The 20,136-nt window shown below is 47.4% G+C and carries 21 protein-coding genes; 8 read left to right on the top strand and 13 right to left on the bottom strand.

What is annotated here, in order from left to right:
* Positions 1-12: 12 nt before the first annotated feature.
* The 4 genes from ubiB to EDC63_RS06565 are packed head-to-tail and all read right to left on the bottom strand — an operon-like array spanning position 13 to position 3,399.
* Positions 13-1,587, bottom strand: coding sequence for a ubiquinone biosynthesis regulatory protein kinase UbiB (gene ubiB / locus EDC63_RS06580; protein WP_124945739.1), 1,575 nt, complete (start codon positions 1,585-1,587; stop codon positions 13-15).
* Between the two features lie 6 nt (positions 1,588-1,593).
* A complete protein-coding gene (locus EDC63_RS06575; protein ID WP_124945738.1) occupies positions 1,594-2,214 on the bottom strand; it encodes a ubiquinone biosynthesis accessory factor UbiJ in 621 nt (206 codons plus the stop codon).
* Positions 2,215-2,246: 32 nt separating this feature from the next.
* Positions 2,247-2,981: a bifunctional demethylmenaquinone methyltransferase/2-methoxy-6-polyprenyl-1,4-benzoquinol methylase UbiE gene (ubiE, locus tag EDC63_RS06570; protein WP_124945737.1), complete on the bottom strand. Its 735-nt coding sequence runs from the start codon at positions 2,979-2,981 to the stop codon at positions 2,247-2,249.
* Between the two features lie 22 nt (positions 2,982-3,003).
* Positions 3,004-3,399, bottom strand: coding sequence for a gamma-butyrobetaine hydroxylase-like domain-containing protein (locus tag EDC63_RS06565; protein WP_189836491.1), 396 nt, complete (start codon positions 3,397-3,399; stop codon positions 3,004-3,006).
* A gap of 295 nt (positions 3,400-3,694) precedes the next feature.
* On the opposite strand from EDC63_RS06565, the gene phoB reads away from it, so the two are divergent.
* On the top strand, positions 3,695-4,384 hold the full coding sequence (phoB, locus tag EDC63_RS06560; protein ID WP_124945735.1) for a phosphate regulon transcriptional regulator PhoB: 690 nt from the start codon (positions 3,695-3,697) through the stop codon (positions 4,382-4,384).
* A gap of 63 nt (positions 4,385-4,447) precedes the next feature.
* Positions 4,448-5,776 (top strand): phosphate regulon sensor histidine kinase PhoR, encoded by a 1,329-nt coding sequence (phoR, locus tag EDC63_RS06555; protein ID WP_124945734.1) that lies wholly within the window; start codon positions 4,448-4,450, stop codon positions 5,774-5,776.
* A gap of 52 nt (positions 5,777-5,828) precedes the next feature.
* Here phoR and EDC63_RS06550 read toward each other — a convergent pair whose 3' ends face one another.
* The 4 genes from EDC63_RS06550 to EDC63_RS06535 form a co-directional block, all read right to left on the bottom strand.
* Positions 5,829-7,424: a hypothetical protein gene (locus EDC63_RS06550; protein ID WP_124945733.1), complete on the bottom strand. Its 1,596-nt coding sequence runs from the start codon at positions 7,422-7,424 to the stop codon at positions 5,829-5,831.
* 24 nt (positions 7,425-7,448) lie between these two features.
* The gene (locus EDC63_RS06545; RefSeq protein WP_124945732.1) at positions 7,449-7,856 is read right to left on the bottom strand and encodes an HIT family protein; all 408 of its coding nucleotides are present in this window, start codon (positions 7,854-7,856) and stop codon (positions 7,449-7,451) included.
* Positions 7,857-7,933: 77 nt separating this feature from the next.
* Positions 7,934-11,740, bottom strand: a complete 3,807-nt coding sequence (locus tag EDC63_RS06540) for a DUF3683 domain-containing protein (protein ID WP_124945731.1) — start codon at positions 11,738-11,740, stop codon at positions 7,934-7,936.
* Between the two features lie 122 nt (positions 11,741-11,862).
* Positions 11,863-12,087: a hypothetical protein gene (locus tag EDC63_RS06535; protein ID WP_223248204.1), complete on the bottom strand. Its 225-nt coding sequence runs from the start codon at positions 12,085-12,087 to the stop codon at positions 11,863-11,865.
* A gap of 187 nt (positions 12,088-12,274) precedes the next feature.
* On the opposite strand from EDC63_RS06535, the gene EDC63_RS06530 reads away from it, so the two are divergent.
* On the top strand, positions 12,275-12,739 hold the full coding sequence (locus EDC63_RS06530) for a hypothetical protein (RefSeq protein WP_124945730.1): 465 nt from the start codon (positions 12,275-12,277) through the stop codon (positions 12,737-12,739).
* A gap of 153 nt (positions 12,740-12,892) precedes the next feature.
* Entirely contained in the window at positions 12,893-13,414 is a 522-nt protein-coding gene (locus EDC63_RS06525; protein ID WP_124945729.1) for a tetratricopeptide repeat protein, read from the top strand.
* 167 nt (positions 13,415-13,581) lie between these two features.
* Here the strand turns inward: EDC63_RS06525 and EDC63_RS06520 are convergent, their stop codons facing one another.
* Genes EDC63_RS06520 through EDC63_RS06510 form a run of 3 tightly spaced genes read right to left on the bottom strand, consistent with a single transcriptional unit; the run spans position 13,582 to position 15,588 of the window.
* Positions 13,582-13,983 (bottom strand): YqaA family protein, encoded by a 402-nt coding sequence (locus tag EDC63_RS06520; protein WP_124945839.1) that lies wholly within the window; start codon positions 13,981-13,983, stop codon positions 13,582-13,584.
* Between the two features lie 48 nt (positions 13,984-14,031).
* Positions 14,032-14,778 (bottom strand): type 1 glutamine amidotransferase domain-containing protein, encoded by a 747-nt coding sequence (locus EDC63_RS06515; RefSeq protein ID WP_124945728.1) that lies wholly within the window; start codon positions 14,776-14,778, stop codon positions 14,032-14,034.
* A gap of 30 nt (positions 14,779-14,808) precedes the next feature.
* On the bottom strand, positions 14,809-15,588 hold the full coding sequence (locus tag EDC63_RS06510; RefSeq protein ID WP_124945727.1) for a DUF4197 domain-containing protein: 780 nt from the start codon (positions 15,586-15,588) through the stop codon (positions 14,809-14,811).
* A 36-nt stretch (positions 15,589-15,624) separates the two neighbouring features.
* Here EDC63_RS06510 and EDC63_RS06505 point away from each other — a divergent pair, with 36 nt between their 5' ends.
* On the top strand, positions 15,625-16,128 hold the full coding sequence (locus tag EDC63_RS06505; RefSeq protein WP_124945726.1) for a peroxiredoxin family protein: 504 nt from the start codon (positions 15,625-15,627) through the stop codon (positions 16,126-16,128).
* Positions 16,125-16,661, top strand: a complete 537-nt coding sequence (locus EDC63_RS06500; protein ID WP_124945725.1) for a DinB family protein — start codon at positions 16,125-16,127, stop codon at positions 16,659-16,661. The genes EDC63_RS06505 and EDC63_RS06500 overlap by 4 nt, the downstream gene beginning before the upstream one ends.
* A gap of 5 nt (positions 16,662-16,666) precedes the next feature.
* On the opposite strand, the gene EDC63_RS06495 is transcribed toward EDC63_RS06500, so the two are convergent.
* Complete coding sequence (locus EDC63_RS06495; RefSeq protein WP_124945724.1) at positions 16,667-17,212, bottom strand: TlpA family protein disulfide reductase; 546 nt, start codon at positions 17,210-17,212, stop codon at positions 16,667-16,669.
* Positions 17,213-17,289: 77 nt separating this feature from the next.
* Between EDC63_RS06495 and EDC63_RS06490 the strand changes: the two genes are divergently transcribed.
* Both EDC63_RS06490 and EDC63_RS06485 read left to right on the top strand, forming a co-directional pair.
* The gene (locus EDC63_RS06490) at positions 17,290-17,706 is read left to right on the top strand and encodes a CopD family protein (RefSeq protein WP_124945723.1); all 417 of its coding nucleotides are present in this window, start codon (positions 17,290-17,292) and stop codon (positions 17,704-17,706) included.
* 11 nt (positions 17,707-17,717) lie between these two features.
* Positions 17,718-18,890, top strand: a complete 1,173-nt coding sequence (locus EDC63_RS06485) for a THUMP domain-containing class I SAM-dependent RNA methyltransferase (RefSeq protein WP_124945722.1) — start codon at positions 17,718-17,720, stop codon at positions 18,888-18,890.
* Between the two features lie 57 nt (positions 18,891-18,947).
* On the opposite strand, the gene EDC63_RS06480 is transcribed toward EDC63_RS06485, so the two are convergent.
* Positions 18,948-20,084 (bottom strand): PilT/PilU family type 4a pilus ATPase, encoded by a 1,137-nt coding sequence (locus EDC63_RS06480; protein ID WP_124945721.1) that lies wholly within the window; start codon positions 20,082-20,084, stop codon positions 18,948-18,950.
* Between the last annotated feature and the right edge of the window lie 52 nt (positions 20,085-20,136).

Below are 20,136 nucleotides of genomic sequence, written 5' to 3'. Positions count from 1 at the left end.
TACCTTTCTATATCATATCTGCACGTCAATTCTTGCTGGCGCGTCTGTTCCTTCATCAATCTGTGGTAGATAGGATGTCAGCACCAGCCAGCCAACCAGCAGCCCCAATAACACGGCTATAACTGCCAGCCAGCGGTTTCGCTTGCGCTGCTCGGCGAGCAAAAGACTAAAACCTAGTTCCGCCCGCTCCCAGTTGTCCGTTTTCAATGCCTGATGCGCCAGTCGGGGCAGTTGGGGAAGTATTGCCGCCCATTGCGGGGCTTCTGTTTTAAGCGAACGCACTAACCCACGCCAGCCCATCTGCTCGCTCATCCAGCGCTCAAGAAAAGGTTTGGCTGTCTTCCACAGATCCAGATCAGGATCAAGCTGCCGTCCCAGGCCTTCAATATTGAGAAGTGTTTTTTGAAGCAAGACAAGCTGAGGCTGGATTTGCACATTGAAGCGTCGTGAAGTCTGAAACAACCGAAGCAATACCTTGCCGAAAGAAATTTCTTTTAGCGGCTTATCAAAAATGGGTTCACAAACCGCGCGAATGGCCGACTCAAATTCATCCACACGCGTGTCTGCCGGCGCCCAGCCTGCTTCGATATGGGCCAAAGCGACCCGTTTATAATCCCGTTTGAAGAATGCCAAAAAATTCTGTGCCAGGTAATTCTTGTCCACATCTGTCAGGGTCCCCATAATACCGAAATCCAGCGCGATGTATTGCCCATTGGGTGCAACAAAGATATTGCCTGGGTGCATATCAGCATGAAAAAAACCGTCACGAAACACCTGGGTGAAAAAAATCTCCACGCCGGCTTCCGCTAATCGCGGTACGTTGATCTCCTGTTCACGCAACCGGGTAACCTGACTGATCGGTGTACCGTGCATACGTTCCATTACCATCACTTCACTGTGGCAATAGTCCCAATACACTTCCGGCACAACCAGTAATTTAGACCCTTCAAAATTGCGTCGCAACTGACTGGCGTTGGATGCCTCGCGCATCAGGTCTAACTCGTCGTGCAAATGCTTTTTAAATTCGGATACCACCTCCCGCGGACGCAGTCGTTTACCATCTGCCCACAGAGTTTCAATCAAGCCTGCACCAATATCCAGTAATGCAAGATCATTGGTAATGATTTGCGCTATACCGGGCCGCAACACTTTGACTGCAGCTTCTTTGCCATCCTGTAACAACGCAAAGTGAACTTGCGCTACAGATGCACTGGCTACCGGAAGTGAATCAAACACCTTGAATACCAGGTTAACCGGTTTGCCATAAACCCGTTCCAGCGTGGCCAAGACTCTTGCAGAAGAAAAAGGGGGGACTTGATCTTGCAGCTTGGCCAATTCATCGGCGATATCCAGCGGCAGCAAATCACGTCGGGTAGAAAGCATTTGTCCGAATTTAACAAAAATGGGGCCTAACGCCTCCAATGCCAGACGCAGACGTACCGAACGGGGTTGCGACAGGCGCCGCCAGAACAACATGAAACGGATCAGGAAACGCAGCGCGCGAAATCGCTCATGGCCGAGGAAAAATTCATCCAGCCCGAAACGGACAGATACTGTAATTATTTTAAGTAGTCGGAATAATCGCATAGAAAATCAGGGTTGGCGTTCCAGTCTGGCAATCCTTTTTTCAAGGCGTTCCGCATCATCACGAAGGGTATCTACGTCACGAATGAATTTTTGTAGCGGCAGCGATTTTGCCAGCAGTGGACGTTCTTCCGTCCAGTACTCAACAAGGGTTTGCGCAAAACCAAACAGAGAGTTCTTACGCCATTCCCAAAGCTTTTCAGCCGTGTTTACCATCCGGTGCGCAACAATGTCACCAAAAATACGGCTTAAATCTTCTTCTGCATCCCAGCGAGTATTTTTGGCGATGTAGCCAATTTCTCCTGCTAGCGCGGTATCACCCGACATGGCTACTTCGCTCATGGCTGCGTTATCGGCAGCGATAATACGTAACAACACACCTGATGAAAAAGAAAGAGAAACGTCAGCATTTGTTTCTGCAGACGTTGAAGCAAACTCCCCATTTTCCTGGATCACAAAAACGAAACTGAAAGGTGTTACTGTAAACTGGGCTGCTTTACCCGCATAGGGTTTAAGTCGTTCCAGGGCCCATGACTGACCGCGCAACACATGGTTCACAAATGCTATTGGAGGCGCATTGAACGGTGAGGGCGAAACTTTGGTATTTACTTCCTGCGTATCCAATGTCATTTCTTTAAACTAATTAATCTGTAGAACTGATATTAAAATTTGTAGCCTTTATGTAACGCCACCACACCCGCCGTCAGATTGAAGTATTGCACACGTTCAAAGCTGGCTTGTTCCATCATCTGCTTCAAATCTTCCTGGGAAGGATGCATGCGAATAGACTCTGCCAGATAGCGATAACTTTCGGAATCTTTGGCAAATATCTGTCCCATGAGTGGCAACAGCTTAAATGAATACAGGTCGTACGCAGGTTGCAGGGGTTTCCATACTTTGGAAAACTCCAGTACCAGCAATCTGCCACCCGGTTTTAATACTCGATACATTTCCTGTAAGGCTGCATCTTTATGGGTCATGTTACGCAAACCAAACGCGACCGTTACACAATCAAAATAGTTATCCGGAAACGGGATTTTTTCTGCGTCACATTGCACAGCAGGCATAGCAAAACCCTGATCCAGCATTCTGTCTCTGCCTACTGTCAGCATGGAGCTGTTTATATCTGTCAGCACAACTTGGCCGGTTTTCCCCACACGTTTAGCAAATGCGATGGATAAATCCGCTGTTCCTCCTGCAATATCCAGAACGCGTGAACCTTCCTTGACGCCACTTTGTTCAATAGTAAAGATTTTCCACACGCGATGCAGGCCTGCCGACATCAGATCGTTCATCAGATCATAGCGGCTGGCTACAGAATGAAATACATCTGCAACTTTTTGCGCCTTTTCTGATTCATCAACGGTTTTAAAGCCAAAGTGAGTCGTTTTATCCATTTGCGTTACTCAGCGGAACATATCAGGGTTTATTGAACGCTGCCGAGGCAGGGGCACGGTCTGCGCCTGCGGCTTCCATTCGCGCCAAATACTTATCCCACAACGACAGGTAGTTTCTTCCCAGTTCGTATAAGTAGTCCCAGGAATAAAGACCGCTATCGTGCCCGTCTGAAAAAGTTAGCTGGACGGCGTAGTTACCAACAGGTTCAATCCGGCTGATTTCCACATCCCGCTTACCTACCTGTAATACTTCCTGACCCTGCGCATGTCCCTGCACTTCTGCAGATGGTGAATAAACACGCAGAAACTCGCAAGGCAGCTTAAACGTATCGCCATTATCAAATGACACTTCCAATTGCCGTGACTTCTGATGCAACTTAAGATCAGTTGGGTGGGGGGTATTGTCTGAAGTTGCCATAATTATCCTTAAAACCCTAACTTGTGTACGAAACAGAATATGAAATCATAACCGTTTTAGGGCGAAACTAAAACCAGTACTGTGTCGCTCTATTCAATATCCACCTAAATACACAGCACACCCTGCTCACACACATGCCAAAATAGAATTTATACGGTATAAGCTTATGTAACAAACCTGTAATATTAATGACATATTATGCTTCCAGAGAACACAGTATTATGAGCAGGAGAAACGTGAAGATACCTGCGGAATTTATTTTGGATCAGATTACGGCTTATTTTAGGGGTTAATCATGTCAGCAACTATTCTCCTGGTAGAAGACGAACCAGGCATTCAGGAATTAATAAAATTCAACCTGAATCAGGCAGGACATACAGTAATTAGTGCGCTAAACGCAGAGCGTGCACTTACTTCAATACGCGAAACACTGCCTGATCTGATTTTGCTGGACTGGATGCTTCCCGGGATGAGCGGCATTGAATTGGCTAAAAAAATTCGGTCCGATAGCCGCACCAGCGCGGTCCCTATTATCATGCTGACAGCGCGCGGTGAAGAGCAGGACAAATTAGTTGGCCTGGATGTAGGAGCGGATGACTACATTACAAAACCATTTTCACCCCGGGAATTAATCGCCCGCATCAAGGCTGTATTGCGTCGCCGTGCCCCCCAGATGACAGAGGATCCGGTAGAGGTCCACGGGTTACGCCTCGATCCTGGTAGCCATCGCGTTACCGGCAATAACACGCAACTAGAATTAGGGCCCACTGAATTTCGCCTGTTGCATTATTTAATTACCCACCCGGAGCGCGTTTACTCTCGTTCGCAATTGCTTGACCAAGTGTGGGGTGATCATGTCTTTGTGGAAGAACGTACCGTAGATGTACATATTCGCAGACTTCGCTCTGCTTTGGAACCAACCAAACATGATTATCTTATTCAAACAGTCAGGGGTGCGGGCTACCGATTATCGGGCAATCCTTAACCTGCGGTAACTCACCAAACTTTATGCCATAATAGACGTTTTAAATGGGCAGGATACTCATACGTGTCTGATTTCTGGTTGCGTCCGCTCACCACCCTGGGCTTTCTGACCTTTTCTTCGCTGGTAGTTTGGGCGATATTCAGCGCCGTCGTGGCACTCATCCTGTTCAGCTTCTCCCTACTGCTAATATTATTTTTTCATTTACGCAATCTTCAAGAACTTGATAATTGGCTATTCAAAGCTTCTCCCAATAACGTACCTCACGGTTCTGGCATTTGGGAGCATTCTTTTGCTTCACTTTACAAAGTGGTGCAAAAGCATAAACGCACCAAGCAAGAATTAAAATCTGCCGTCTTACGCCTACAGAATGCGGCAAAAGCCATGCCGGATGGCATCATTATTCTTGGGGATGCCGATAAAATTGAATGGTGTAATTTCATGGCTGAAACCCACTTCGGCCTGGACAATGAGCGAGATCATGGCCAACATATTTCTTACCTGTTACGACAGTCGCAGTTTGCCGATTATCTGAGTGCCCATAATTACAATGAACCGCTTAAACTGGTCTCCACCCGCAATCAAGGTGTGACGCTTTCGATCCAGCTAGTACCTTATGGTGACAAACAAAAATTACTTATCAGCCGTGATATAACACTGCTAGAACAAACTGAAACCATAAGACGCGACTTTGTAGCGAACGTTTCCCATGAAATGCGTACCCCGCTGACTGTAGTAGGTGGCTTCCTGGAAACACTGCTGGATATGGAGCACCTTGATAAGAAGCAAACCCGACAACACATGCAACTTATGCTGGATCAAACCCATCGGATGCAGCATCTGGTTGAAGATTTGCTCACGCTTTCCCGGCTTGAAAGCGAGCAGAATGTGCTGACAGAAGATCCTGTTAATATCCCTGCTCTTGTCGAAAAATTATGTGATGAGGCTGCATCCCTGAGTGGTGGTCAGCACAAAATCAGCCTGACCCTGGACTCAGATTGCTGGCTGCGCGGAAATGAGCATGAGCTGCGAAGCGCATTTGGCAATCTCATCAGTAATGCAGTGCGCTATACCCATGAAGGTGGCAATATCACACTGCGCTGGGCGCAAAAAGGTGACGAAGCCATCTTCAGCGTTCAGGATACAGGGGAGGGTATCAGCCCCCAACATATACCCCGGCTCACTGAACGCTTTTATCGAGTTGACCGCAGTCGCTCACGCGAAACGGGGGGTACTGGATTGGGCTTGGCCATCGTAAAACATGTTTTGTCGCGCCATCAAGGCAAACTGGAGGTAACGAGTGAAGTGGGGAAGGGTAGTACTTTCAGCGCCTGTTTTCCCGCTAATCGCATCATCAAATCCAGCGCATTGATCTCTGATGAAATTGCTGGATAGGCAGCATTTATGTCAATGTTGTTGATTCCAATACCTGCTACTACCCGGGTTTTTACACAATAATAAAACTGACCCGCTCGAAATCACACCCTTTCTCCAATAGACTTTGTAGCTTATAGGTTTGCTTTGGTTGGGACAGCACTTCCAGCAATTTCCCCGGTTGAAACCACCCCAGCGGAATAATTAAACTCTCTTTGCTTTGCAACGCGGGCACTTCCGGTAAACGCAAAACAGGTACAAATTCATTCTGAGCTGATTGATTTAGCACGACTGGCTTAACACCAATAGCCACTGGAACGCCTGGCAATGTCCTGATACCCAACTGCAATTCGCCCGTCAAGGTATGGCTGAGCCAGCGTACGACACCTAACACAAACTGTTTGCAGTCATCAGGCCGCAGCGCTACCAGTTGATTATGGCTGACCTGATATTTGCCATTCTCCTGACGTTTAAGACCGAAACCCAGCGCACTTTCATCCTGAATACTCCAGGTTTCCAGTGAAAAACCGAGTTGAGCCGAACTTGGACGATCATCGTTTCGTTCCATGATTCGCCCAAACAGCTGCAGTTCCTGAGTTTCCTGATACCCTATACTGGCAGGTTTTTTAGGGTGTTCCAGCTGTTTTTCATCGTTAATAAAAAAATGCATAGCTGCCATACCCAGACAAACCTGAGCCATTGCTCGCGAAACATTTCGTTCAAAATTACGGTTAGTCGGCGCTTCGCACCACTCCCTGTACAATGTCATCAGAAAGGCTTCACAAGCCGGCTGGATACATGCTTCTCCTACGTCCAACTCTTCAGGTGCTCCACCTTTACGCAAAAATTTGATTCTTTTGCGCAAACCTTCTGCTAACCGAGTGGTTTCCAGATAACGTGGTGATTTAATCTGAAACTCTGGATTACCCATCATAGGCGGTGCCGAACTTTCAATATCTACGACTACCGAGGGAAAACCAGCTTGGGATGGGTTAGACATGACAAGTGGCACACGCAATCCCCATTTATCCAGCCAACGATCCAGCAACAAAAGCTGCCTGGCGGATAGCTGATAGGGATTTGCCAGACTGGTGAGCAGGATCTGAACATACATTGCAGTGCAGCTGCTGGCATCTGACATTTGGTTCAGGCTGTCTTTTACCGCCTTGCCTGCAAATTTATTCTCTTCTGCGTAAGCATAAAGCGTGTGTACCTGGTACCACAACACGGCCTCAGTCTGTCGGTGGGCACGATAATGCTCCAGCATAATCCAGCCGTTGAAACGCAAGCAACGATGAACAATCAGTGCAACATGTTCAGAAACCTCTGCATCCCCTTCCAGACATCCTTGCAAGCACAACTGATAGGCTTCACCCATGATCTGCCACAAGGCAATAGCTTGATTCCATGCGCTACGTTCAGCATCACCAAAAGGAATGGGTTTGCCCGCGTATTTTTTAGCCAGCTCACCTTGCAAGAACGCCACGGGTTCACGTAATTGCTCGTTTATCTTCAGCCGTTCTAACGGTGTCAGCGTGAACTGGTTTAATTGTGTCAGTTGATTTGATATTTCTTTATGAGCTATAGATACATTGGTAAGAGGCAGGGATGCCAGCCATTGCTTACAGGCTTTGGCATCTTTTATCTTGAGGCTTATTCCATCATCCATTGGCAGGTTCCATGGTTAACGTTATCACACACAAATTTGGTGAATTTTATTTTGCAGCTTCTGCTTGAGATTTTCCGTCACAACTGAAAGGGGTTCACGCATCGGCGTTCCCCAGATTGGATTAGGGAAATGCCGGTCTGTGTTGAATCGGGGGATTACGTGCCAATGTAAATGTGGGACCACATTGCCCAAACTGGCCAGATTGATTTTATCAGGCGTTAACACCTCCCGTATGGCTTGCTCTACTGCAAATACGACCGACATCAGGTGAACGCGAGCCTGAGGGGGCAGATCTGTCATTTCCTTCACGTGGGCTTTCCATATGACGCGGCAAAACCCTGGGTAATCCGGATCATTTACCCAAATTACCCGGCATAATTCATCTTGCCACAGCAGTTCGCCACTGCTTTGATCGCACAGTTCGCAGGTCATTACCAGCTTCCGCAAAATTGGATAATTAAATTGACTTCATATCCAGCCATCGCAGCGACTTCGGCCGCAATTTTAATTTATAACAATACTCGCTCAATCCCCCCATTTGCGGCCTTGGCCAGATAATCTTCCATCCAGCTTTTGCCCAGCAAATGCTTTGCCATTTCAACAACAATATAATCCGCTTCTATAGCCGTATCATCACTATACCGGGAAAGTCCCTGAAGACAAGAGGGGCAGGATGTCAGCATTTTAATTTCAGTCTCCTGACCCTGACGTATTTCAGCAGATACAGTCTGGATTTCTTCCAGTTTTCGCGAGCGTATCTGTGTAGAAATATCCGGACGCGATACCGCCAATGTGCCAGATTCGCCACAGCAGCGCTCGGATAGTTTCACCTCTTCACCCATGAGTGCGTTAACCACTTTCATGGGATTGTATACTTTCATCGGGGTGTGGCATGGGTCATGATACATGTAGCGCACGCCCTTGGCCCCCTCAAGCTTGATGCCTTTTTCCATGAGATATTCGTGGATATCCAGTAAACGACAACCTGGGAAAATCTTGTCAAACTGATATTTCATTAGTTGGTCCATGCAGGTTCCGCAGGACACAATCACCGTTTTGATATCCAGATAATTCAGAGTGTTCGCCACACGGTGGAACAATACGCGGTTGTCCGTGGTGATCTCATCACCTTTATCCTTGTTGCCCGTTGCCGTCTGCGGATAGCCGCAGCACAGATAGCCAGGTGGCAATACGGTTTGCGTACCGATTTCGTACAGCATTGCCTGCGTAGCAAGCCCTACCTGACTAAACAGCCGTTCCGATCCGCAGCCGGGGAAATAAAACACCGCATCGGAATCCTCGTTCACTTTTTGAGGATCACGAATCACCGGCACAATGGTGCTATCTTCCAACCCCATCAATGCGCGCGAGGTTTTCTTGGGCAGTCCGCCCGGCATCGGCTTGTTTATGAAATGAATCACCTGCGGCACAATCTTTGCCTTACCCAGCGTGGCCGGCGGATGCTGAGTTTGTGCTTTGGCCAAACCCAATTTTTTTGCAACCTGATAACCAATGCGTTGCGCCTTGTATCCCCATTCTATCATGACCTTACGCGTCATTTTGATCGTGGTCGGATCGGTCGCGTTGAGGAACATCATGGACGCAAAACTGCCTGGGTTAAATTTCTTCTTACCGCGCTTGCGCAAGAAATTACGCATGGCAATGGACACATCACCAAAATCAATATTTACCGGGCAAGGGTTCAGGCATTTGTGGCAAATCGTGCAATGATCGGCAACATCGCCAAATTCATCAAAATGTTTAAAGGACACGCCCCGCCGGGTCTGCTCTTCATACAAAAATGCTTCGATTAACAAACTGGTGCCAAGAATTTTATTGCGCGGGCTATAGAGCAGATTGGCGCGGGGAATGTGCGTGTTGCACACTGGTTTACACTTGCCGCAACGCAGACAATCCTTGATGGAATCAGCAATTTCGCCAATTTCACTTTGCTCCATAATGAGCGATTCCGCCTCCAGCAAACTGAAACTGGGGGTATAAGCGTTTCTTAAATCACCCCCTGGCAACAACTTACCGCGGTTGAAACGGCCTTCCGGATCCACTTCCCGTTTATAAGCAGCAAAAGTCTCAATTTGCTCAGGATCGAGGAACTCCAACTTGGTAATGCCGATGCCGTGCTCACCGGAAATCACACCACCCAAGTCTTTCGCCAGATGCATGATTCGCACTACAGCCTGATTGGCTTCCTGCAGCATAGGGTAATCATCGGAATTCACCGGAATATTGGTATGTATATTGCCATCCCCGGCATGCATGTGCAACGCAACAAACACTCGGCTTTTCAGCACTTGCTTGTGGATCGCATCACAGCTTTCCAGCACAGGCATAAACTCTCGCCCGCTAAATAGCCGCTGAAGCTCGCTACGCACTTCCAGTTTCCAGGAAACGCGCAAGCTATGATCCTGCAACACTTGGAATACCGTTGAGCCAGGTTTTACCAGATTGCCATCCGGGTGGTATTCATCACAAGGTGAATCCAGGTTATTCAACAAATTCGACCATCGCACCTGAACCGCTTCCAGCAAAGCAAGTGCTCGCTCTCTGCGGTCACCCAATAATTCTTCGTACGGGACATTTTCATCGTCCTGCTGCAAAGGAAGGGTGCCCTGGAAAAAGGCTTGAAGTGCCGGCAGCAACTTGAGCTTGTTTTTTATCGATAGCTCGATGTTAATGCGCTCAATACCATCAGAGTAATCAGCCAGCTTATCCAGCGGGATCACCACGTCTTCATTTATTTTGAAAGCGTTGGTATGGGCTGCTATCGCGGCAGTCCGTGCGCGGTCCAGCCAGAATTTCTTGCGGGCATCTGGACTGACCGCGATAAACCCTTCACCACCCCGAATATTAGCCAGTTTCACAATCTGCGAAGCCGCTTCACCTACGGCATTTTCATCTTCTGACACCACATCGGCCAGCAGCACCATTTTGGGGCGCTCGGCGCGATTCGCTTTAGTGGCGTAACCAACCGCCTTGAGGTATCGCTCGTCAAGATGTTCCAACCCAGCCAATATTGAATGTGGGTGAGCGTCCAGGTAATCTTTGATTTCTACAATCGCCGGTACCGCATCCCTTACCTGGCCAAAAAACTCCAGACATACAGTGCGGGTAAATTTTGGCATTTTGTGCAAAATGAAGCGTGCTGACGTGATAATGCCATCACATCCTTCTTTTTGAATTCCAGGTAAGCCGGACAAAAATTTGTCGGTTACATCTTTACCTAAACCAATTTTACGGAAACGGTTGCCCGGGATTTCCAGCATTTCAGGTTCACCCAGCTGCTTTTTTCCATCTGCTGCGTAGCGAGTAATCTGAAAACGCGCTAGCGCGATATCGTGAATTTTGCCCCGATTATGATCCAGCCGGATCACTTCCAGCCATGTGGCATCGGGTGTCACCATGCGCCAGGATGCCAGATTATCTAGCGCCGTTCCCCACAACACGGCTTTTTTACCGCCAGCGTTCATGGATACGTTGCCGCCAATACACGACGCATCGGCCGAGGTAGGGTCTACCGCAAACACATAGCCAGCCGCTTCCGCTTTTTCCATCACGCGTTTGGTCACCACCCCCGCACCACAATGGATCGTTGCAACCGGTTCAGAAACGCCTGGCAACTTAATCGCATCTACAGCGCTCAAGGTATCAAGTTTTTCCGTGTTAATGACAGCAGACATTTTGGAGAGCGGAATCGCGCCCCCGGTATACCCTGTACCACCACCACGAGGAATGATAGTAAGCCCTAACTCTATGCAGCCCTGCACCAGCAATGCTATTTCCTGCTCGGTATCGGGGTTGAGTACAACAAAAGGATATTCAATACGCCAGTCGGTTGCATCCGTGACATGAGAAACACGGGCTAATCCATCAAACTGAATATTATCGCGGCGCGTAACAGGCAAAAGTCTTTTCAAAATTTGCTTGCGCAAAGAAGCCGTTTGATTGAAATCCGCTTCAAAGGTATCGACAGCCTTATGCGCAGCACCAAGTAATTGAGCAACCAGTTCATTGTTTTGCCTGCGCGCATCAATCTCGTTTAAGCGATGGCGTAAAGCTTCTACCAGCGCTGCCAACCGTTTGGGATTGGCCAGCAAATCATCTTCCAGATACGGGTTGCGGGACACGACCCAAATATCACCCAGCACTTCAAACAACATGCGTGCAGAACGGCCCGTCTTGCGCTCCCCGCGCAATTCATTCAGCAGAGCCCAGGCTTGCTCGCCCAGTAAACGGATGACAATTTCCCGATCGGAAAATGAGGTGTAATTGTAGGGAATTTCTCGAAGGCGCGCGGTCATAAAGCTCAAAGCTGCATACTAAATTCGAATAGTAACATATTTGGATGATTTTTCGCACAAACCACAGGGGAATGAAAGGCTTACTTACCTTGAGGGTTATTTAGAACAAACCGATGTATTTATCAGCCTGTTGATTTAAACCCTAATCTTTGTGTTCTATTCTGCGTGACGTTTTGGTCCTGACAGCCTGCGCCAAACCTATTTCCAATGCCGTTTCCAAGCGAATCACCCGCTCTGTCAGGCTCTCTATTTTCTGCTGCTGCTGGGTAAGCTGCCATGCGCTCCACCTTGTCATTCATTTTGATGACTGTGGTAATTGCATCCCACATCTTGTCGGTTACACCCATCAAGCAGACTTTCAGTAATTACCTCTAAATTTTAAATTCTCATTCTATATCCCGTAGCGGTTATTTCAGAACAAAGGCATAATACCCCTCCAGCTGCCTATATTTCATAAAAACATTAACCGCACGTTTAAACCAGCATTTTTTAAAACAGGCAGTGACTTTTCTACGTCAATTGGAAAAACAAACAATGAATAAAACAACAATTCTCAGCACCGCATTAGTTTCATTTTTACTGTTTGGTTGTGCTACGACGAAAGATGTCATGTTAGCAAAAGCCACACCAACGCATCCGGTAAAAATAGTTGCCCAAGCGCTACAGGAGGGCAACTCATCTGACATGAATACAAATTTGCAGTCTGCACTTTCCAAAGAGGGCCTCACTATTAAGGCTCCATTACCAGCTGACGCACGAAAGTCTACCGAAGTTGATGCGATCGTTAGCTATTCTGACGTTTGGAGATGGGATCTGGTGATGTACTTAAAGTCAGTTTCAATTCGATTATTTGATGCGCAATCAGGAGACCTTCTGGTAGCAGGTAACTGGAGCGACTCCGCTCTTCACGGCTTTCGTGACAGCAAGGAAGTTGTCCAGAATCTGGTTAGCGAGATGTTTGACAAACTTCGCAATGCTACACCAAAGGAAACCAATTAATTCGGTTGGACAAATGGCACTTTAAAAATCATGCGAGTGGGGAATATCATGAGGAAAAATAACATCACAAAAGTTCTCGCCCACTTAGTATTATTAATTGCGACGGCGGGGTGTGCTGGGCCCAATCCGAATATTGGATAAAGAACTACCGATATGGGATGGATGAGTGGGCACTACAAAGACGCAATTGAAACAGCTAGACCACATGCAGAGAGCGGAAAACCATGGGCACAACTAAGATTCGGTATCATGTATGAAAATGGTTGGGGTGTAGAAAAGAGTATTCCAAAAGCCGTTGAATGGTACCAAAAAGCAGCACTTCAAAAAGCCAGTGGTGGTTGGGCAGAGGGTCAGATGGTTGGAACTGTTGGCCCTAATGGTTATTTAAATCAAAATAGTGATGCACGCATTGCTCAATACAATCTCGCTAATATTTATTTAAAAGGCATAGGGATTGAGAAAAATCTTGAACAAGCTTACCTTAATATCCGTGCCGTAATTGATGAAACAAAAGGATATGCCATCTTTTTTTGTTGTGAATTTGCGGGAGGAAGATCCTTCTCTCCTCAGCAGCTTTCGGAAACATATTCCGAAGTATTGAAAGAAATGAGCGAAGAACAAAAGAATAAAGCTGAAGAACTCTATTTGAAGAACAGAAAATCTTTTGAAAAATAATAGTACTCGCAAGCTGCATTAGACACTAGTGCTATCCAATTCGCTATTGAAATCCTGCGAGAAATTTATCATTTAAAGTGAAATTTTGACAGCTTCACAATTAAGCGATAAATCGCACAAATCTCCAAAAATTATAATACTACAAATACTTATAATTACAATAATCATTAAAACAGACTTGATGTTTGTGCCACCACCCAATACCGCACAAATTTGCCCAGTGCCATTAACAATACAACCTGCAATGCGTTTAACCGCAACCAACCAGCCGCCACGCACAATGCATCGCCAATGATTGGTGCCCAGGCAAACAGCAGCGCAAACACACCATATTGCTGAACCCAGGCCAGCCCTTTGCCCGGTTTTCTTTCGGGCAATATTCTCCCGATTAAATAAGAGCTCATCCCGCCCAGCGTGTTACCGATCGTCGCCACAACCAACGCAGAAGCAAACAAATTGGGATGCATTTTTAATACACCAAACAGGACTAATTCAGAACCACCTGGCAATAAGGTGGCACCAAGAAAGCTGCTTAGAAACAGGGAAAGGAGGCTGGCATCCTCAGTCAAACCAAAATCAAACGACACAGAGGCTATTCTTTTGGCACAAAAAAGTAATCAATCGCATGGCACACCACAGGCCGCTTTATCTAAAGCAGACAGCTTCTTGAGCTTGCGCGCCATTTCCCAGGCAAGTTTCCCTGCTGAAGCCGGGTTTTGACCGGTGTATAACTGACGATCAATCACAACGTGTTCAAGGCCCGGAGCCGCAAAACTTAATTCGGCGCCTTCATTTTTCAAACGATCCGCCAGCAACCACGGCAATTGAAGTGCAAAATCATTGGCTTTTTCTTCTTCCGGGCTAAAGCAGGTCATGCGATATCCGGCAAAAAGCCACTGAGTTTCATGGCGTGCCGCCAAAAGCGTCGCCTGACCGTGACAGACCGCCCCAATCAAGCCGTCTTTTGCAAGAACTCGCTTGATGATATTTCCGGTCGAACCGGAATTAACCAAATCGACCATCGGACCGTAGCCACCAGGGAAAAATACAGCGCCATAATCAGTCGTACTTAATGCCAGTCTTTCGAGGGATAAGGGGGCTTGCCAGGCTTCTATTTCAAAAAGCTGCTCTTTGAGATTCAGCGCCCGGCCAACATCATTACCGTGGTATTGGGGATCAAGCGATACTAAATCTAAGGGAGCTGGTTTACCTCGCGGAGTGGCAATATGCACTTCAAACCCATGTTCCATAAAAATATGATGTGGAATCACCAGTTCCTGCGCCCAGAAACCGGCAGGCACAACCTCACTCCCTGCCAAAGGCAGTTCTGACGCAGCAGTCAACACGATCAATACTTTTACCATAGTAGGTTGTCTGAATAAACGCTGCCCGGGTTATTGCACTTGCGTGCCAAATACCTTTTTGACCCAATAGCCAGTGCGCTCAACCGGATTGGCACGAATTGCCTGTTCCTCTTCTGCCATCATCAAAAACAGCCCATCCAGCGCTTTGGAAGTGACATACTCCTGAACGCTAGCCTGTTTGTCATCAACCAGCCCCAATTTGGAGGCTTTCCCGGCATATTGGTTGTATTTTTCCGCTGCACCCAGCTTGCTGGTGGTTTTAGTGACGATGGGCAAGAATTTAGTATGCAGGTCTGACTCCGTGGCATTACGAAAATAACGTGTTGCTGCATCATTGCCGCCGGTCAGGATATTCTTGGCATCCTGAACAGACATTTTCTTTATCGCTGCCATTAACAATGTTTTTGCCTCGGGCACAGCTGCTTCTGCGGCACGGTTCATGGTGGTGATCAGATCATCCACCATTTTACCCTGGCCGAAGGTACGCATGGTGCCTTCTACTTTATCCAGCGGTGAAGGCAGGGGGATTTTAACTTTTTCATTTCCCAGGAAGCCATTCACTGCGCCGAGTTTGGATACTGCAGTAGAAGAACTCTGACTCAGCGCTTCTTTAAGGCCTTTAACCACATCGCCATCGCTTAATGCATCAAGTTTTGAATTGTTTCCGGCAGGAGCGGCTATACTTGGATTTTGACCCGCCGCATTTTTTATCGTATCCAGTGTGTCATTATTGATTAAACCGCCAAGATCAAATGCGCTTGCATTGGCACTGATGACAAGTAGTGCAAAAAACCAGACAATGTTATTCATATTTAACCTCCAACCAGTGAAAATAGTGTGCCTTTCATGAAAAGCAAGAAACTCATTTTACTCCTAATCGCTGCCATCGTGCTTTTTGCAGCCATTTCAGCAGGACTATCCCAACAAAAAGCGGCGCCCTCTATCGCATTCACCACGCTCAAAGGCGAGCAACTCACTTTAGAGAATATGCGAGGCAAAGTGGTACTGGTCAATTTCTGGGCGACCAGTTGCCCAGGCTGCATTAAAGAAATGCCGGAACTGAAAGACACTTATCAGAAGTTCCATGCACAAGGCTTTGAAACTATCGCCGTGGCGATGAGTTACGACCCACCCAACTATGTACTCACCTACGTTGAAAAAAATGCCTTGCCCTTTATGGTCACCCTGGATATGAAGGGTGAGATAGCCCAGGCTTTTGGTGATATCAAACTTACACCCACCTCCTTCCTGATAGATATAAAGGGTAACATCATTCAGCAGGTGCTGGGAGAGCCGGATTTTGCAAAGCTCCATGCATTAATCGAAGAAAAATTAAAGGAGGCAATATGACAGCAATGACCTGGAAAAACTACTTCATCTATCAGGCTGACTATCAACATTGGGCCAATGATATTTTATTTGCTTCACTCGACCATCTGGATGACGCTTCGCGCAACAGTTCGCAAGGGCTGTTCTTTGACAGCATTCACAAAACGACGGATCACATGCTGGTAGTCTCACGCAACTGGATGTGGCGCTTACAACAGGACAAGCAGGCTATCGGCTACGGCGTCGTACTTTATCCTGACTGGAAAGAGTTGAAAAATGCGCTTCGCCATGATGTTCGGGCCATGCAGCACTGGCTGGAAGCGCAATCCGAAGACTTTTTCGAATCGCAGATAAGCTACCCAAGCGCCAATAATCAGGTTCGCACCAACTGGGTACGTGACCTGCTAACCCACATGATGACGCACATGGTGCATCACCGGGGACAGCTTTCAGCCGTCGCTACACGCCTGGGTGCCCCCGTTGCGGAAATGGACTACCTTTATTACAAGCGCGAAATGGATGCCCATCTGGAGCATAGCAAGCAACATCCGTAACACGACTACTCTTTTAACAGGGGAACCACCAGTTCTTCCAGACGGGCGTAATGCACCTGCCCGCTGATTTTTTTGCGGATACGGCCTTGTTTGTCGATCAGGTAAGAAGTGGGCACCTTACTCACCCCCCCAAAGATAGTATCCAGGGAGGAATTACTCATTGCCGTTGGAAAATGATATTTTTCATCACGCATAAATGAAACCACTTTAGCCGGGTCATCGTCGATGCTGAGGGCAAGTATTTCAAAACCCTTAGCCTGATATTCAGTATAGAATTTTTCCATGGCTGGCATTTCATGACGGCAATAGGGACACCACGTTGCCCAGAAGTTAACCAGCACTACTTTGCCGCGCAACGATTCAAGCGAGACTGATTGCCCATTTGTCTTTAATACGGTGAATTGCGGCACGGGTTTATTTTCATCTGTCACCCAGGCGGGCGGACGAAACCATACATAAGCAATCAACCCGATCAGAATCAAATTTACCGGGCCTGGACGAAATTTTTTAATGCGCTCAATGAGTGACAAATGCTTTCCTGTTTCTTTCATGATCACTAAGGATCGATTATAGTGTGCCCGTTCAGGCAAAATACTGTTTCTGAGAATTAACCAAGGAAAATTAAGACATGCTCTGGATCAAATCGTTTCACATTATTTTCATGGTGACCTGGTTTGCCGGGCTCTTTTACCTGCCGCGCCTGTTTGTATACCATGCCATGAGTGAAGATGACGCCAGCAACCAGCGTTTTAAAATCATGGAAAGAAAGTTGTTCTACGGCATCATGACGCCGGGCGGTATAATCACTATCGCACTCGGTTTATGGTTGTGGTTAGGTTATGGCTTCAGTGGTGCCTGGCTACATGCCAAAGTCACACTTGTGACTATACTGGTCTTTTACCATATCTATTGCGGAAAATTGTTACTGGATTTCAAGCATGACCGCAACCAGCACAACCATGTTTTTTACCGGTGGTTTAATGAATTCCCGGTATTGATCCTCATTGCAGTGATCATTCTAGTTGAAATCAAACCTGAATTTTAAGAGCACATATCATGAATCAAGAGACCCATCGTTTTTTTGCCCCATGTCCACGCGGCCTGGAAACACCTTTAAATGAGGAACTTACCCAACTGGGTGCACAGTTCGTTAAACAAACTGATGGTGGCGTCAGTTTCTCTGGTCCGTTCACTTTGTGCTATCGCGTCAATCTGGAAAGCCGTATTGCCAGCAGAGTGCTTTGGCAGGTTGCGCACGGAGGGTACCGCTCAGAAGAAGATGTGTATAAAGCTGTTTTCTCTCTGCCATGGAATGATTGGTTTAGTGTTGATCGCACCATTATGGTCAAAGTCAGCGCACAAAGGTGTCCGCTGCGCAGCCTGGATTTTGTTACTCTGAAAATCAAAGATGCAGTATGTGACAAGTTTCGTGAAAACAACGATGGTAAACGTCCCAGTGTGAATACTGCCGAACCGGATATTCGTATTCATGCTTTCCTGGATGAATCCAATTTCACGCTTTATCTGGATACCTCAGGCCAGGCACTTTTTAAAAGAGGACTCCGCCAAGTGGCGGGAGAAGCGCCAATCCGTGAAAACCTGGCTGCCGGTATCATCATGCTCAGCGGATGGAAACCCGGCGTTCCTTTCCTTGATCCCATGTGTGGTAGCGGCACATTTTTGATGGAAGCCGCGCAAATGGCGCTCAATATTTCTCCAGGCCTCGGCAGAAATTTCGCCTTTGAAAAAATGAACAACTTTGACTCGCAAGCATGGGCTGCAATGAGGCAGGAAAGCGAGGCCAAACAACTGCCTCGAACTACCCAGCCCATTTATGGCAGCGATCTTTTTGGTGAAATGCTGAACCTGGCCAAGGAAAATATCGAAGCGGCAGGTCTGAGTGAAGTGATCAGCCTGAACCAGGCCAATGTCGTGGAAATATCCCCACCTGCCGAAGAAGGCGTGCTGGTCACTAATCCGCCTTACGGTGTGCGTCTTGATGAACTGGAGCGACTCGCTGAGTTTTATCCCCGCTTAGGCGATGCATTGAAACAAAAATTTGCTGGCTGGAATGCCTATATTTTTACAGCTGATTTACGCTTGCCCAACTTGATTCGCCTGACCACCTCACGCCGCACGCCACTTTTCAATGGCGCACTGGAATGCCGGTTGTTTGAATATAAAGTAGTGGCGGGGGGAATGCGACGAGAAAAACCTGAAAAAGCCTGATCCACTTCTTATGACCAAACACACTATCGTGTGTTTGGTGCCTGAAATTTACTGCCCTTAAATAATATCCAGATGGTCCAGACCTGACATCATGTCGCGGTCTTTCGTATCCTGACCGTGAAGTTTGATATTCAGGCGCAGGTCGTTGAGTGAGTCCGCATTACGCAACGCATCCTCGTAACCGATCAGTCTGGCCTCATACAGATCAAATAATGCCTGATCGAATGTCTGCATGCCTAATTCTCTGGATCTGGACATCACTTCCTTGATCTCGTGCACATCGCCTTTGAAAATCAGATCAGAAATCAGCGGGGAGTTCAGCATGATTTCGACCGCGGCTACACGACCGGCACTGTCTTTCTTGGGTAATAACCGCTGGGAAATAAACGCTTTCAGGTTAAGCGAAAGATCCATTAACAACTGCTGACGGCGCTCTTCCGGGAAAAAGTTGATGATACGATCCAGCGCCTGGTTGGCACTGTTGGCATGCAACGTAGACAGGCACAAATGACCTGTTTCAGCAAAGGCGATGGCATAGTCCATGGTTTCCCGGTCGCGTATCTCACCGATCAGAATCACGTCGGGTGCTTGCCGCAAGGTGTTCTTGAGCGCTGAAAACCAGTTATCGGTATCCACCCCGACTTCACGCTGGGAAATAATGCAATTCTTGTGTTCATGCACGTATTCCACAGGGTCTTCAATGGTGATGATGTGCCCGTAACTGTTTTCATTGCGATAACCCACCATGGCAGCCAGCGAGGTGGACTTACCGGAACCCGTACCACCGACGAAAATCACCAGACCGCGTTTGGTCATGGCCACATCCCTGAGCACTTCTGGCAATCCCAGCTCTTCAAACTTTGGAATTTTAGTGGTAATAGTCCGCAACACGAGACCAGTCCTACCCTGCTGCACATAGGCATTGACACGGAAGCGCCCTAAGTCGGGCTGAGAAATAGCAAAATTACATTCCCGGGTTTCTTCAAACTCACGTGCCTGCTTATCATTCATGATAGCGCGGGCCAATTCACGAGTGTGCTGCGGCGTAAGCGTCTGTGGAGAAACCGGCGTTAATTTGCCATCGACCTTAATCGCAGCAGGAAACCCTGCAGTAATAAACAAATCGGAACCATTTTTACTGAGCATAAGGCGCAGCAAATCTTGCATAAATTTCAAGGACTGATCACTTGCCATTATCTTTATCTCCTGACTCTACTGATTCATCAGACGAGCCATTACTCAATTT

The organism is Sulfurirhabdus autotrophica (genome assembly GCF_004346685.1).
GTDB classification, from domain to species: Bacteria; Pseudomonadota; Gammaproteobacteria; order Burkholderiales; family SMCO01; genus Sulfurirhabdus; species Sulfurirhabdus autotrophica.
This window is presented reverse-complemented; position numbering and strand designations above follow the sequence as displayed.

Excerpts from the sequence above, each read along its gene's own strand:
- EDC63_RS06525 (WP_124945729.1), top strand. The coding sequence starts at position 12,893 with ATGGGATGGATGAGTGGGCACTACAAAGACGCAATTGAAACAGCTAGA.
- EDC63_RS06485 (WP_124945722.1), top strand. The coding sequence starts at position 17,718 with ATGAATCAAGAGACCCATCGTTTTTTTGCCCCATGTCCACGCGGCCTG.
- EDC63_RS06510 (WP_124945727.1), bottom strand. The coding sequence starts at position 15,588 with ATGAATAACATTGTCTGGTTTTTTGCACTACTTGTCATCAGTGCCAAT.
- EDC63_RS06490 (WP_124945723.1), top strand. The coding sequence starts at position 17,290 with ATGCTCTGGATCAAATCGTTTCACATTATTTTCATGGTGACCTGGTTT.
- EDC63_RS06575 (WP_124945738.1), bottom strand. The coding sequence starts at position 2,214 with ATGACATTGGATACGCAGGAAGTAAATACCAAAGTTTCGCCCTCACCG.
- EDC63_RS06565 (WP_189836491.1), bottom strand. The coding sequence starts at position 3,399 with ATGGCAACTTCAGACAATACCCCCCACCCAACTGATCTTAAGTTGCAT.
- EDC63_RS06480 (WP_124945721.1), bottom strand. The coding sequence starts at position 20,084 with ATGGCAAGTGATCAGTCCTTGAAATTTATGCAAGATTTGCTGCGCCTT.
- EDC63_RS06545 (WP_124945732.1), bottom strand. The coding sequence starts at position 7,856 with ATGACCTGCGAACTGTGCGATCAAAGCAGTGGCGAACTGCTGTGGCAA.
- EDC63_RS06505 (WP_124945726.1), top strand. The coding sequence starts at position 15,625 with ATGAAAAGCAAGAAACTCATTTTACTCCTAATCGCTGCCATCGTGCTT.
- EDC63_RS06500 (WP_124945725.1), top strand. The coding sequence starts at position 16,125 with ATGACAGCAATGACCTGGAAAAACTACTTCATCTATCAGGCTGACTAT.
- phoB (WP_124945735.1), top strand. The coding sequence starts at position 3,695 with ATGTCAGCAACTATTCTCCTGGTAGAAGACGAACCAGGCATTCAGGAA.
- EDC63_RS06550 (WP_124945733.1), bottom strand. The coding sequence starts at position 7,424 with ATGGATGATGGAATAAGCCTCAAGATAAAAGATGCCAAAGCCTGTAAG.
- ubiB (WP_124945739.1), bottom strand. The coding sequence starts at position 1,587 with ATGCGATTATTCCGACTACTTAAAATAATTACAGTATCTGTCCGTTTC.
- ubiE (WP_124945737.1), bottom strand. The coding sequence starts at position 2,981 with ATGGATAAAACGACTCACTTTGGCTTTAAAACCGTTGATGAATCAGAA.
- EDC63_RS06495 (WP_124945724.1), bottom strand. The coding sequence starts at position 17,212 with ATGAAAGAAACAGGAAAGCATTTGTCACTCATTGAGCGCATTAAAAAA.
- EDC63_RS06540 (WP_124945731.1), bottom strand. The coding sequence starts at position 11,740 with ATGACCGCGCGCCTTCGAGAAATTCCCTACAATTACACCTCATTTTCC.
- EDC63_RS06530 (WP_124945730.1), top strand. The coding sequence starts at position 12,275 with ATGAATAAAACAACAATTCTCAGCACCGCATTAGTTTCATTTTTACTG.
- EDC63_RS06535 (WP_223248204.1), bottom strand. The coding sequence starts at position 12,087 with ATGGGTGTAACCGACAAGATGTGGGATGCAATTACCACAGTCATCAAA.
- EDC63_RS06515 (WP_124945728.1), bottom strand. The coding sequence starts at position 14,778 with ATGGTAAAAGTATTGATCGTGTTGACTGCTGCGTCAGAACTGCCTTTG.